Raw genomic sequence first — 13,027 nt, 5'->3', positions numbered from 1 at the left:
GCTGGCGCCGTACGGCCATGACGTGAACCCGCCACGGTCGACGGCATCGACGACGGCAGATGCGAGGAACCGATGAGCACGCTCCCCTCAGGGCCCTCCGGACCGGACGACTGCGCACGCGCGCTGCCCGTGCTGTTGCGCTGGCGGCCCGTCAACACCGAGGAAGCGGCCGAGCTCCTCGGTCTGGCCGAGGCGGAGACCGAGCGCTGCCTGGCCACGCTGGCCGAGCGCGGCTACCTGGCCTGGGACGGGGAGAACCTCGGCTACCAGTCCCCGGAGCAGCGCACCATCGCGCAGGTCGGCGACCGGCTCGACGACGTACGCCGTCGACTCGACGACGTCGAGTACCTGCTGCAGGAGCTGCCCGTCCTCGTCGAGAACTGGGCGCTGCGCTCGCACCTCGACGACCCGCACACCATCGAGGTGATCCGCGGACCGGTGCCGATGGCGGAGATCTGGACCCGTCAGTTGGCGACGCAGCCACCGCAGCGGATCAGCATGTTCATGCCCGAGGTGGTGGGCATCGCGGACGTCGGCGCCGACCCGGACGAGGCCGAGGCGTATCTGGCCGAGATGGGCGTGGACGTCCGGGTGGTGGTCGCCAGCGCCGCCGTGTCGGACCCGGACCCGGCGCGCGCCTTCGCCGGGATCGCGTCCTGCGCCAAGGTCCGCATCCACCCCGGGTGCCGAGCTGGATGATGGTCTCGGAGCGGATGGTCACGCTCCCGATCCAGTGGGGGCGGGCCGACCTCGTCGACCTCGTCCTGGTCGCCAACCTCTCCATCGCGCGGGCGATGACCGACTACTTCGACCTGCTGTGGGCCGAGTCCATCCCGGCTCCCGGCCGCAGTCCCGCGGCCGACGTGGCCGAGTGGGACGCCCTGCTGGGCATGCTCGAGCACGGCGCGACCATCGAGTCGGCGGGCCGGGCGCTCGGGTTGTCGGCCCGCACGGCCCAGCGCCGGATCCGTGGTGCGATGGCGCACTACGGCGCGCAGAGCCAGTTCGCGCTCGGCGCGGCCTGGATGCGGGACATCGCTACCCGGCGGGCGGTCGGGTAGCCGGCAGCGGGCAGCCCGGCAGCCGGCAGCCGGCAGCCCGGGGGACTTGTCAGGCGATTCATGCACTTGTCAGGGGTTGCAACGCCTGACAAGTGCATGAATCCCCGGACATCCGGGGATTCATGCAGCCGATCCGACTCGCCGGCGGCAACGAACCACCCGCATGAGGATCCGACTGCTCTGGACGCTGCTCTGGGCGTGGTACGGCGTGCTGGCGACCCTGGTGGGGATCGGACTGGCGCACCTGGCGGCGGCGGTGACCGACCCGGCCGCGTCGCCGGTGCTGGCGGTGGGGTCGACGGTGATCGACCTGACGCCGACTCCGATGAAGGAGTGGGCGATCCGCACCTTCGGGAGCGCGGACAAGGCGGTTCTGGTCGGGTCGGTGCTGGTCGGGGTGCTCGCCCTGGCCGCGCTGGCCGGCGTGGTCGCCCGGCGCCGGTTCGCCGCCGGCGCCGCGGTCCTGGTCGTGCTGGTGGCGGTGGCGGCGGGTGCCGTGCTCACCCGCCCGCAGGCCGGTCCGCTCGACCTGGTGCCGTGCGTCGTGGCGGCGCTCGCCGCACCGGCCGCGCTGCGGCTGCTCGCGCGCACCCAGGACCACGCGGACGACGGGCGGAGTGACGGGCGGAGTGACGGGCGTCGTACCGTCCTGCTCGCGATCACCGCCCTCACCGCGATCGCCGCCGCCGGGGGGATCGCCGGGCGGCTGGTCTCCTCGCTCCGCGCGCGCCCCGAGGACGTCGCCCTCCCGACTCCCGCCGACCCGGCACGACCGCTGCCGCGCGGCCTCGACGACCAGGTCCCCGGCATCACCCCGTTCCGCACGCCCAAGGGCGACTTCTACCGGGTCGACACCCGACTCGACGTCCCCGTGGTCAGCGCCGACGACTGGACCCTGACCATCGACGGCGACGTGGACCGGAAGGTGACGCTGAGCTTCGACGAGCTGCTCGCGATGCCGATGGTGGAGCGCGACATCACGCTCACCTGCGTGTCCAACAGCGTCGGCGGCCCGTACGTCGGCGCGGCCCGCTGGCTCGGCGTCCCGCTCACCGACGTGCTCGACCTGGCCGGCATCGGGAGCACCCGGGCGGACCAGATCCTCTCCACCGACTTCGCCGGCATGACGATCAGCACGCCCCTGGACCTCGCCACCGACGGCCGCGACGCGCTCGTCGTGGTCGGCATGAACGGCGAGCCGCTCCCCCGCGAGCACGGCTTCCCGGTGCGGATGGTGATCCCCGGTCTGTACGGCTTCATCAGCGCCACCAAGTGGCTCACCCGCCTCACCCTGACGAGGTACGACGACCAGCAGGCCTACTGGACCGAGCGCGGTTGGGCCACCGATGCGCCGATCAAGATCTCCGCCCGCATCGACACCCCGAAGGCGCTCGCCGAGGTCGACCCCGGCGACGTCGTCGTGGGCGGCGTGGCGTGGGCGCAGGAACGCGGCGGCGTGGCCGGCGTACAGGTCCGCGTCGACGGCGGCCCGTGGGTGGACGCCCAGCTCGGACCGGACGGCGGCAACGACTACTGGCGCCAGTGGTTCCACCGTTGGTCGGCCGAGTCCGGGTCGCACCGGATCGCGGTCCGCGCGGTCGCGGGCAACGGCGAGCCGCAGACCGCCGTCCGCGCCGAGCCGTTCCCGGACGGCGCGAGCGGGCTGCACGAGCTGCTGGTCAAGGTCTCCTGATCTCGCACCCATCCGCACGCCGCCCGGCTCCGAATCACCTGCAGAACCCATCCTCTGCGGAAGGCATCACCATGAAGCTCCAGCGACTCAGCCGCACCGCCGGCGCCACCGCTGCCGTCCTCGCCCTCTCCGTCTCCCTCGCCGCGTGCGGTGACGACGGCGACGCGAGCGACGCCGACAGCACGCCGAGCGCGGACAGCGGCATGACCAGCGACGCCCCCGGCTCCGACGGTGCCGACGGTGCCGACGGGAGCCCCGCGGCGCAGACCTTCGGGCCCGGCTGCTCGCAGATCCCGACATCGGGCGCCGGCTCCTTCGACGGCATGGTCAAGGACCCGGTCGCCACCGCCGCGAGCAACAACCCGCTGCTCAGCACCCTGGTCACCGCGGTCACCAGCATCGACGGTCTCGCCGACACCCTCAACGGCGCCGCGGCGCTGACCGTGTTCGCGCCGTACAACGACGCCTTCGCGGCGATCCCCGAGGACGACCTGAACGGCATGGTCACCGAGGGCCAGGAGAAGGGCCAGGACAGCATGCTCTACAAGGTCCTCGCCCACCACGTGGTCGGCTCCAACGAGGGGCCGGACAGCGTCGGCGGCGAGCAGGAGACGCTCGCGGGCGACCAGCTCACCATCGAGGGCGACGCCGAGAGCGGCATGACCGTGTCCGACGGCACCGTCACCGCGAAGGTCCTGTGCGGCAACATCCCCACCGCCAACGCGACCGTCTACGTCATCGACCAGGTGCTGACCGGGGTGAAGTGACCGGCAACGGGCACTCACCAGACACCACCTGACCCGGAAGGATCACGTCTATGGATCCGGTCCCCGGCGACCCGGCCGGCGCTCCCCACGCGGGGGCGCCGGCCGGCGGCCACGGCACCGACCTCGGCCCGCTGCTGCAGCGGGCCGCGCGCGGCGACACCGCCGCCTTCGCCGCGCTGTACGACGCCACGGCGGCGCGGGTCCACGGCCTCGCGCTGCGCGTGGTGCGCGACCCGGCGCAGGCCGAGGAGGTCACCCAGGAGGTGTTCCTCGAGGTCTGGCGCCGGGCGAGCAGGTACGACGCGGCGCGCGGCAGCGCGCTGGCCTGGCTGATGACCATCACCCACCGCAAGGCGGTGGACCGGGTCCGCAGCGCGGAGGCCGCCACCCGGCGCGACCTGACCTACGAGCAGACCCACCGGGGCGTCGAGCACGACAGCACCGCCGAGGCCGCCCACGCCGGGCTGGAGGCCCGCCGGGTCCGGGCGGCGCTGGCGCAGCTCACCGACGTCCAGCGCGAGGCGATCGAGCTCGCGTACTTCGGCGGCTACACCCACACCGAGGTGGCCGCCCTCCTCGACCTGCCGGTCGGGACGGCGAAGACCAGGATCCGCGACGGCCTGATCCGGCTGCGCGACACGATCGGAGTAGGCCGATGAGCGATCACGACCAGACCCAGGGCTGGGATGTGCACGCGCTGTCCGGCGCGTACGCCGTCGACGCGCTCGACGACGTCGAGCGGGCCCGGTTCGAGGCCCACCTCGCCCAGTGCGCCGACTGCCGCGAGGAGGTCGACGGCCTCCGCGAGGCCGCCGCCGCGCTCGGCACCGGCGACCTGGTGGAGCCTCCGGCCGCCGTCCGGGACCAGGTGCTCGCGGGGATCGAGCGGATCCGTCCGCTGCCCCCGCTGCCGACCGGCGGGACCGTGACCGCCCTGCGCCGTCGTACGCCGCTCCTGCTGGCCGTCGCCGCCGCCGTCGTGCTCCTCCTCGGGGTCGGGCTGGCCTGGCTGCAGCCGTGGGGGAGGACGGTCCGCAGGAGCTGACCGCAGCAGAGCGGATCCTCGCCGCCGCCGACGCCCGCACGGTGGAGAAGTCGTTCCCCGACGGGTCCACGGCCGCGATCGTGATCTCGCGCAGCGAGGGCAAGGCGCTGATCCGGACGACCGACATGGCGCTCGCGCCCGACGGCAAGGTCTACGAGCTGTGGCTGCAGACGCCCGCCGGCGACATGGTGCCGGCCGGGCTGATGCCCGACGAGCCGGACACGACCTACGTCCTCGACGGCGACGCGTCCGAGGCGACCGGTGTCGGGATCACCGTCGAGCCCGACGGCGGTTCGCCCGAGCCCACCAGCGACCCGATCGCGCTCTTCGCCCTGGACTCCTGATGACCACGCCTTCTCCACGGCGGATCGCCGTGGTGGGCTCCGGCGTCGCCGGGCTCACCGCGGCCTATCTCGCCTCGCGCTCCGGCACGCAGGTCACCCTGCTCGAGGCCGACGACCGGCTCGGCGGGCATGCCGACACGCACCCGGTCACCGACCCGGCCGGCCGCACGCTGCGGATCGACAGCGGGTTCATCGTGCACAACCGGCGCACCTACCCGGTGCTCACCCGGATCCTCGACGAGCTCGGCGTCGCGACCCAGGCGTCGGAGATGTCGCTGTCCACCAGCGACGAGGCGACCGGACTGGAGTGGGCCGGGGCGCTCGGGCGACGCGGCCTGTTCCCGGCCGGATCGGGCAACCACCGCAACCCGGCGTACCTGCGGATGCTCGCCGAGATCCCCCGCTTCCACCGGGCCGCCCGGCGACTGCTCGACCACCCGACCGGCGGCGCGGAGACGACGCTGGCCGCCTTCCTCGACCGCCACGGCTTCTCGCCGTACTTCCGGCGGCACTTCCTGGAGCCGCTCGTCGCGGCGGTCTGGTCGTGCGACCCGGACACCGCGCTGGACTACCCGGCGGCGTACCTCTTCGCCTTCCTCCGGCACCACGGCATGCTCACGGTCCTCGGGTCCCCGACCTGGCGCACCGTCACGGGCGGCTCCGCGACCTATGTCGCCGCGATCGCGGGCGCGATCGAGGCCCGGGGCGGGCGGATCCGCACCGGCACGCCGGTGCTCGCCGTCGAGGAGACCGACGACGGCGTGGAGGTGACCACGCCGGCCGGCCGGGAGCGGTACGACGCCGCGGTGGTCGCCACGCATCCCGACATCGCGCTCGGGCTGCTCGCCGCGCCCACGCGGGAGCAGAAGGAGGTCCTGGACGCGATCCCGTACTCCACCAACACCGCGCTGCTGCACACCGACACCCGGCTGCTGCCGCGCTCCCGCGACGCGTGGGCGTCGTGGAACTTCCGCCGGCCGCGGGTCGCGCAGGAGCGGGTGCAGGTCACCTACGACCTGACCCGGCTGCAGCGGCTGCCCACCGACGCCCGCTACCTGGTCACCCTGGGCGGCGAGGACCTCGTCGATCCCGCGACGGTGCTGGTCCGGCGCGAGTACGCGCATCCGCTCTACACGCCGGAGTCCGTCGCCGCGCAGGCCCGGCTGCCCGAGATCGACACGGACCGGATCGTGTTCGCCGGCGCCTACCACGGCTGGGGGTTCCACGAGGACGGCGCGCGCTCGGGCCGGCGGGCGGTCGCGCGGCTCGGCCTCGGGGAGAGCCGTCCGCGGCCCGCCGCGACGACCTACGCGACCACCCTGACCCACCGCCGCCGCGAGCCGCTGCGCAACGCCTTCACCCACCGTTCGCACCTGACCGTCGTCGATCTCGACCGCGTCGCACCCGGCGGCCGCGTCGCCGGCGTGCGAGGCCGGTTCGAGGGACGTGACCACTTCGCCGGCGACACCCGCTCCGTGCGCGAGGGCCTGGACCGGTTCCTCGCCGGGCACGGCCTCGACCTGCGGGGCGGGCGGGCGCTGATGGCTGCCCAGCCCCGGGCGTTCGGGCACTGCTTCAACCCGATCTCCGTGCACTGGTGCTGGGCCGACCCGTCCGGGGAGGGAGCACCCGACGCCACGGTCGTGGAGGTGCACAACACCTACGGCGACCGGCACGCCTACCTGCTGGACACCGACGACGAAGGGCGGGGAACGGTGGCCAAGGCGATGTACGTGTCCCCCTTCCACGGCACCGACGGACACTACGAGGTGCTCGCGCCGCCGCCCGACCCGGTCACCGGGAGGCTGCGGATCGCCGTCCGCCTGGTCACCGACGACGGCGCGCGCTTCGACGCCGCCCTGACCGGCACGCCCAGCGACCCGCCGCGGCTGCCGCTCGCCGGCCTGCGCGGCGCCGCGCTGATCCGCGCCCACGGCGTCGCGCTGTGGGCCCGGCGGCTGCCGGTGCAGCCCCGCCCCACCATCCGCGACCATGACCGGCTCCGCACCGGCGGGATCGCCGCCCGGATCGCCGAGCGGCTGTTCCGCACCGCCATCGCCCGGCTCGACGTGACCGTGCGGCTGTGCCACGCCGACGGGTCCGCGGAGGTGCTCGGGCGCGGCGGCCCGGCGATCGTCGTACGACGGCCGGAGGAGCTGTTCGCCCGGCTCGGCCGGGACCAGCTCATCGGGTTCGGCGAGGCCTACCTGAGCGGCGCCTGGACCGAGGACGGCACGCCCGGCGACGGCGTGCTCGGCGACTTCCTCACCGTGCTGGCCGCCGAGCTGACCACGCTGGTGCCGCGCCCGCTGCAGCGGCTGCGCTCGCTCGTCGTCACCCGGATCCCGCGCAGCCAGCGCGGCACCCGCGAGAACACGCAGGCCAATGTCGCCCACCACTACGACCTGTCCAACGACCTGTTCGCGACCTTCCTCGACCCGACCCTGTCCTACTCCAGCGCGCTCTTCGCCGACCCCGCGACCGCCGGGCCCGACGATCTGGTCGCCGCACAGCACCTCAAGATCGACCGGCTGCTCGACCAGGCCGGCGTCGGGCCGGGCACCCGGCTGCTCGAGATCGGCACCGGCTGGGGCGAGCTCGCCATCCGCGCCGCCGCCCGCGGCGCGGTGGTCCGGTCCGTCACGCTGTCGGTCGAGCAGCAGGAGCTGGCCCGGGAGCGGATCGCCGCGGCCGGGTACGCCGACCGGGTCGAGGTCGACCTGTGCGACTACCGGGCGCTGCTCGACGAGCCGCCGGCGGCGTACGACGCGGTGGTGTCGGTGGAGATGATCGAGGCGGTGGGCCGGGAGTTCTGGCCGGCGTACTTCCGGACCCTCGACCACGTCCTCGCACCCGGCGGACGGGTCGCGCTGCAGGCGATCACGCTGCCGCACGACCGGATGCTCGCGACGGCCACGACGCACACCTTCATCACGAAGTACGTCTTCCCGGGCGGAGCGCTGCCGTCGGTGCGGGCGGTCGACGAGGTGACGCGGGCGCACACCGGACTGCGGATCGCCGACGACCTGGCGATCGGGCCGCACTACGCGACCACGCTGCGGCTGTGGGACGAGGCGTTCACCGCGGCGCGGGACCGGGTCACCGGCCTCGGCTTCGACGAGAGGTTCCTGCGGATGTGGCACTTCTACCTGGAGTACTGCCGCGCCGGGTTCGCCGCCGGCTACATCGACGACCACCAGCTGACCCTGGTGCGGGAGGAGACGCGATGACCACCGGCATCGCACCGGACCTGGCCGCCACGCTGCGGCCGTTCGTCGGCGGCGACCTCCCCGTGCGGCTGGTCGCCTGGGACGGTACGACGGCCGGCCCGGCGGACGCGCCGGTCGTCGAGCTCCGCTCCCCCGACGCGCTGCGCCGGATGCTCTGGCACCCCGGCGAGCTGGGCGCCGCCCAGGCCTACGTGACCGGCGAGCTCGACGTACCCGGCGATCTGGACGCGGCGCTCACCCACGCGTTCGCGGTCGCCGCCGAGCGCGGACTGTCCGGGCGGCGGCCGCCGCTGCGGGCGCTGGCCGGCGCCCTGCGCTCGGCGCTCGGGCTCGACCTGCTGGGACGCCCGCCCGCGCCCCCGGACACCCAGGCCCGGGTCCGGGGCCGGCTGCACAGCAGGGACCGCGACCGGCGGGCGATCAGCCACCACTACGACACCACCGCCGACTTCTACGCGCTGATCCTCGATGAGCGGACCATGGCCTACTCCTGCGGCTACCACTCCTCGCCGGAGCAGCCGCTGGCCGACGCCCAGGAGGCCAAGCTGGACCTGGTCTGCCGCAAGCTCGGCCTGGAGCCGGGGATGCGGCTGCTCGACGTCGGCTGCGGCTGGGGCTCGCTGTCGCTGCACGCCGCGGAGCGCTACGGCGCGCACGTCGTCGGGGTGACGATCTCCCACGAGCAGCAGCAGTACGCCGAGACGGCCGCGCGGCGGCGGGGACTGGCGGATCGCGTGGAGATCCGGCTGTGCGACTACCGCGACGCCGTCCCCGTCCGAGGCGCGGAGTACGACGCCGTCGCGTCGCTGGAGATGGGCGAGCACGTCGGCCGGCGCAACTACCCGGCGTACGCACGGGTGCTGCACGACGCGGTGCGGCCGGGCGGCCGGGTACTGGTGCAGCAGATGTCGCGGGGCGCGAAGCACCCGGGCGGCGGGCCGTTCATCGAGTCCTTCATCGCGCCCGACATGCACATGCGGCCGGTCGCCGCGACCGTCGGCCTGCTGGAGGAGCCGGGCCTGGAGGTGCGCGACGTGCAGGCGCTGCGCGAGCACTACGTGCTCACCGTCGCCGGCTGGCTGCGGCGGTTCGAGGAGAACCTCGACGCGATCACCGCGCTGGTCGGCGAGGAGCTGGTCCGGGTCTGGCGGCTCTACCTCGTCGGCGGCTCGATGGCTTTCCGCGACGGGCGGATGGGTGTCGACCAGATCCTGCTGGTCCGGCCGGGAGCATCGCACGGCCTTCCGTGGGTACGGGACTGGTGAGCCGGATGGCGGCCGACCTGATCCTCAGCGTCGCGCTGTCCGTCGTCGCCGCCGCGGCGGTGATGGCGGTGACCGCGCTCGTCGCCCGGCGCCAGGGCCGGGTGGCCGTGGTGGACGTGGCCTGGGGGGCCGCGTTCGCCACGGCCGCGCTCGCGTGTGGGGCGGGCGCGGCCGCGCGGGACGCCGGGTCCCCCGCCCGCAGCTGGCTGCTGGTGGCGCTGGTGGTGCTGTGGGGGACCCGGCTGGCCTGGCACATCGGGCGGCGCACGGCGCGGCACGACGGCGAGGACCCACGCTACGAGAAGCTCCTCGGCGGGAGCCTCCCCGAGGTGGGCATGGGCCGGGCGGTCCGGAAGGTGTTCGCGCTCCAGGGCGCGCTGGTCCCGCTGATCGCGCTGCCGGTGTCGGTCGGCGTCGTCCTGGAGGTGCGCTGGTGGCCGGCCGTCGCCGCGGGCGCGCTGGTGTGGCTGGTCGGGATCTACTTCGAGGCGGTCGGCGACGCCCAGCTGGCGGCGTACCGCTCCCGCCCGCGCGACCAGCGGCCCGCGGTCCTCGACACCGGCCTGTGGGCGTGGACCCGGCACCCGAACTACTTCGGCGACGCCTGCGTGTGGTGGGGGCTGTGGCTCGCCGGCGGCCTGGCCTCCGGCTGGGTGGCGGGCCTCGCCACCGTCGCCGCGCCGGCCGCGATGACCTGGTTCCTCAGCGAGGCGACCGGCGCCCGCCTGCTCGAGCAGACGATGATGCAGCGCCCCGGCTACCCGGAGTACGCCGCCCGGACGGCCCGGTTCGTCCCCCGGCCCCGCGCCGGGGCTGACCGTCCCCCCGCGAGGAACCGCCGATCAGCACGTGCCTCAACGACCACCCCGCGGCACGCGGGTGCGGGTGATCCGTCGGCGGCGGTCGTTGCGGCGCCGCAGGTCCCGTCCCAACCGCCGGTCACCGTGGTAGAGGATGCTCTGCCAGTCGACCGGCTGCGGGCCGGCGGACGCCGTCTGCGGAGCCGCCGGCTTCCGAGCGGGGACGAACAGCCAGTTCACCACGCCCATGGCCATGTCCACGCAGGAATTGCGGACGCCGATGCAGGCCCAGATCGCGCCGGCAGCGAGGACCGCGTTGAACAGCGCGAAGGCCAGATTCCCCCAGGTCTCGTGCTGGTAGCTGCGCCACGCGGTGATGAGCGAGTAGATCACGATCAGGTACGACACGAGCACGTGCAGTCCCGGAGCCGCGGTACGGTTGCGCACCTTGGGGGTTCGCGCGAACGGGATCTTCTCTCCGGTGAAGGCCTGCTGGATCGACTTCAGCACGCCGGCCAGGTTGACCGGCAGCAGGATCAGGTTGAAGCCGTAGATCCGGAACACGTCCAGGCGCCGGTGGCCGCACAGCCGCAGATCGCTGGCCATGCACAGGAAGTAGGGCAGCGCCGCACCGATGACCAGCGGGGAGAGCAGCCGCCCGTCATAGGGGTAGAAGAGCAACAGCAGCAGCGCGAAGCTCGCCCACGCGATCGAGGCCATGTAGTTGAGGCGCTGGGTGAACTCCCCCCACCGGATCGGTACGCCGGCCGCCGCTCTCGGCCGCCGCTGGGCCCAGAACTTGGGGAAGATCAACAGCCCGCCGTTGGCCCAGCGCCGGCGCTGCACGACCAGCGAGCCGTAGTCGGGCGGGGTGGCGCTGTAGCTCAGCCGCTCCGGGTAGTTGACCAGCCGCCAGCCCGCGGCAGCGAGATCGACGCTCGACTCGGTGTCCTCGATGACCGTCCGGTCCTGGATGTAGGTGCGGATCTCGAAGCCGCCGACGGTCTCGACCTGCACGATGTCCTCGAGTGCCCGACGCCGGATGACCGCATTGGCCCCGACCCAGAAGGTCGCGTCGTGATAGGTCATGCCCTGGTGCAGGATGTGCTGGATGTCGGTGGTGGCACCGGCGATCCGCTCGATCCGGGTCGGCGCACCGCGGTAGGAGGAGTACGGCGTCTGGGTGATCGCGACGTCCTGGTTCTCCGGCTGCTCCAGGAAGTAGACCAGCCGCAGGCAGTAGTCGCGCAGCAGCTGCGAGTCGGCGTCGAGGGTGAGGACGTACTCGCTGTCCGGCACGACCAGGTCGGTGTCCTCGCGCGGCGCGTCCGGCGCCAGCCGGCTCAGCAGCGTGCCCTCGGCCGACTCGCTCGGCCGCCACGTGGCACCCATCAGGCCGAGATAGGCGTTGATGTTCATCGCCTTGTTGGCCTCCTGCGACAGCGAGGCGTAGCGCTTGCGCTCGAAGCTGCCGACCTGCGCCGCGAAGATCCACACCAGGCGCCGGTGCAGCTCGCGCACCCGCTCCGACGCCATCCGGCCGCCCTGCTCCACCGCGGCCTCGATGGCGAGGAGGGAGAGTCGCAGCTCGCTGGCCAGGCCCATCAGGACCTGGTCGACGAAGAACTCCGCGACGTGGTCCGCGACGGCCTCCTGCTCGGCCATCTGCTCCAGCCACTCCGCTGCGGCGCGGTACTCCTCGGCCAGCGCGGCCAGGCTGCCCGCCGGCGCGACCGGTGCTTCGCCCAGGACACGCCGGGCCTGCTCGTAGGCGGCCGCCGCCCGGCCGTGCGGCACGGCGAGGGCGCGCTCCACGTCGCGCGCGAGAGCCCGGGTCGCGTCGAGCCGCTCCCGCACCACCGGATCGGTGGGGAACGGCGGGTCGTCGACGAGGAGCATGACCCGCAGGTCGGGGTACTCCTGCAGGGCGGCGCTCCACAGGGTCAGCCGGACGATGTCCGGCTCCTCGGCGTACGACGGGACCAGCACGGTCAGCGAGCGACCGCTGTCGGCGAAGTGCTCGTCGAGCAGGCCGCGCGGCACCCGTTGGTGCACCCGGAACCGCTTCATCGCGCCCTGCCGGGCGACCAGGTACATCAGCGCCGAGAACGTGAGGAAGGTCACGACCGTCAGATAGGAGATCGCCTCCATCGTGAACCGGAAGCCGCCGACGCCGTTGAGGAGGTGCCGCGCGATCGTCGACACGAGGTAGGCGAACCAGAACAGCACGGTCGCGGTGATCGCGATCCGGCCCCAGGTCAGCTTGGCCATGGTCGGGCGCAGGTGGACGATGGGCATCGGCTCCGACCGACGCTCCGCGCCCCATTGCCGCCGGCGCACGGGCACGGCCGTGCCGCCGCCGGTCGCGGCTCTCCCCTGCATGCGAACCCTCCCCCGGTCCGGTGCTGTCATTCGCGCCCCGCACCCGGGCCCAGCCTCGTAGGGTAGTCGCTGGCCGGGCTGCGGGAGGGCGAACGGCGAGGGAAAGCGAGTGGGGTGGACTGTGGCGCTGGTCGAGGGACGACGCCTGTCGTGGACGCGTCTGGTCGTCGTACTGCTGGTGGCGGTGGCGCTGGTCTTCGCCTCCCTGCGCGGGTGGCGCTGGTTCCAGGACGCGCGGGTGAAGGTCCCGCAGGCGTCCTGGTTCGCCGGGTACGTCGACGTGACCGCGACGCCCTCGCTGCCCTTCGAGGAGCCGGAGGCCGGGGCCGGCGCCAACGCCGTGCTGTCCTTCGTGGTCGCCGCGGCCGCCGACGACTGCACGCCGACCTGGGGCACCTACCACACCCTCCCCGAGGCGGGTGAGGAGCTCGACCTCGACC

General features: G+C 73.8%; 9 protein-coding genes and 2 pseudogenes. 10 read left to right on the top strand and 1 reads right to left on the bottom strand.

Annotation, left to right across the window (positions count from 1 at the left end; translation table 11 throughout):
- Nucleotides 1-72 precede the first annotated feature (72 nt).
- The 10 genes and pseudogenes from FIV44_RS16440 to FIV44_RS16395 all read left to right on the top strand — a co-directional run.
- Nucleotides 73-699, top strand: a complete 627-nt coding sequence (locus FIV44_RS16440; RefSeq protein WP_141005373.1) for a helix-turn-helix domain-containing protein — start codon at nucleotides 73-75, stop codon at nucleotides 697-699.
- Nucleotides 684-1,061, top strand: coding sequence for a hypothetical protein (locus FIV44_RS16435; RefSeq protein ID WP_141005372.1), 378 nt, complete (start codon nucleotides 684-686; stop codon nucleotides 1,059-1,061). The genes FIV44_RS16440 and FIV44_RS16435 overlap by 16 nt, the downstream gene beginning before the upstream one ends.
- 163 nt (nucleotides 1,062-1,224) lie before the next feature.
- On the top strand, nucleotides 1,225-2,754 hold the full coding sequence (locus FIV44_RS16430) for a molybdopterin-dependent oxidoreductase (RefSeq protein ID WP_141005371.1): 1,530 nt from the start codon (nucleotides 1,225-1,227) through the stop codon (nucleotides 2,752-2,754).
- A gap of 71 nt (nucleotides 2,755-2,825) precedes the next feature.
- The gene (locus FIV44_RS16425; protein ID WP_141005370.1) at nucleotides 2,826-3,521 is read left to right on the top strand and encodes a fasciclin domain-containing protein; all 696 of its coding nucleotides are present in this window, start codon (nucleotides 2,826-2,828) and stop codon (nucleotides 3,519-3,521) included.
- A 50-nt stretch (nucleotides 3,522-3,571) separates the two neighbouring features.
- Nucleotides 3,572-4,180 carry an ECF RNA polymerase sigma factor SigK gene (gene sigK / locus FIV44_RS16420; protein ID WP_141005369.1) on the top strand — a complete coding sequence of 203 codons (609 nt, stop codon included), beginning with the start codon at nucleotides 3,572-3,574 and terminating at the stop codon, nucleotides 4,178-4,180.
- Nucleotides 4,177-4,260 (top strand): annotated as a pseudogene (locus FIV44_RS34305) (hypothetical protein); the annotation flags it as partial. The gene sigK and the pseudogene FIV44_RS34305, both read left to right, overlap by 4 nt.
- A 29-nt stretch (nucleotides 4,261-4,289) precedes the next feature.
- Nucleotides 4,290-4,910, top strand: coding sequence for an anti-sigma factor (locus FIV44_RS34300; protein WP_219996042.1), 621 nt, complete (start codon nucleotides 4,290-4,292; stop codon nucleotides 4,908-4,910).
- Nucleotides 4,910-8,140 (top strand): FAD-dependent oxidoreductase, encoded by a 3,231-nt coding sequence (locus FIV44_RS32295; RefSeq protein WP_246086465.1) that lies wholly within the window; start codon nucleotides 4,910-4,912, stop codon nucleotides 8,138-8,140. Before FIV44_RS34300 ends, FIV44_RS32295 begins: the two co-directional genes overlap by 1 nt.
- The gene (locus FIV44_RS16400) at nucleotides 8,137-9,405 is read left to right on the top strand and encodes an SAM-dependent methyltransferase (protein WP_141005367.1); all 1,269 of its coding nucleotides are present in this window, start codon (nucleotides 8,137-8,139) and stop codon (nucleotides 9,403-9,405) included. Before FIV44_RS32295 ends, FIV44_RS16400 begins: the two co-directional genes overlap by 4 nt.
- 5 nt (nucleotides 9,406-9,410) lie before the next feature.
- A pseudogene (locus tag FIV44_RS16395) lies at nucleotides 9,411-10,175 on the top strand (DUF1295 domain-containing protein); the annotation flags it as partial.
- Nucleotides 10,176-10,259: 84 nt separating this feature from the next.
- Here FIV44_RS16395 and FIV44_RS16390 read toward each other — a convergent pair.
- The gene (locus FIV44_RS16390; protein ID WP_141005366.1) at nucleotides 10,260-12,503 is read right to left on the bottom strand and encodes a glycosyltransferase family 2 protein; all 2,244 of its coding nucleotides are present in this window, start codon (nucleotides 12,501-12,503) and stop codon (nucleotides 10,260-10,262) included.
- Between the last annotated feature and the right edge of the window lie 524 nt (nucleotides 12,504-13,027).

It is taken from the genome of Nocardioides humi (assembly GCF_006494775.1).
Lineage (GTDB): Bacteria > Actinomycetota > Actinomycetes > Propionibacteriales > Nocardioidaceae > Nocardioides > Nocardioides humi.
This window is presented reverse-complemented; position numbering and strand designations above follow the sequence as displayed.

Excerpts from the sequence above, each read along its gene's own strand:
- FIV44_RS16440 (WP_141005373.1), top strand. The coding sequence starts at position 73 with ATGAGCACGCTCCCCTCAGGGCCCTCCGGACCGGACGACTGCGCACGC.
- FIV44_RS16430 (WP_141005371.1), top strand. The coding sequence starts at position 1,225 with ATGAGGATCCGACTGCTCTGGACGCTGCTCTGGGCGTGGTACGGCGTG.
- FIV44_RS16425 (WP_141005370.1), top strand. The coding sequence starts at position 2,826 with ATGAAGCTCCAGCGACTCAGCCGCACCGCCGGCGCCACCGCTGCCGTC.
- sigK (WP_141005369.1), top strand. The coding sequence starts at position 3,572 with ATGGATCCGGTCCCCGGCGACCCGGCCGGCGCTCCCCACGCGGGGGCG.
- FIV44_RS32295 (WP_246086465.1), top strand. The coding sequence starts at position 4,910 with ATGACCACGCCTTCTCCACGGCGGATCGCCGTGGTGGGCTCCGGCGTC.
- FIV44_RS16400 (WP_141005367.1), top strand. The coding sequence starts at position 8,137 with ATGACCACCGGCATCGCACCGGACCTGGCCGCCACGCTGCGGCCGTTC.
- FIV44_RS16390 (WP_141005366.1), bottom strand. The coding sequence starts at position 12,503 with ATGCCCATCGTCCACCTGCGCCCGACCATGGCCAAGCTGACCTGGGGC.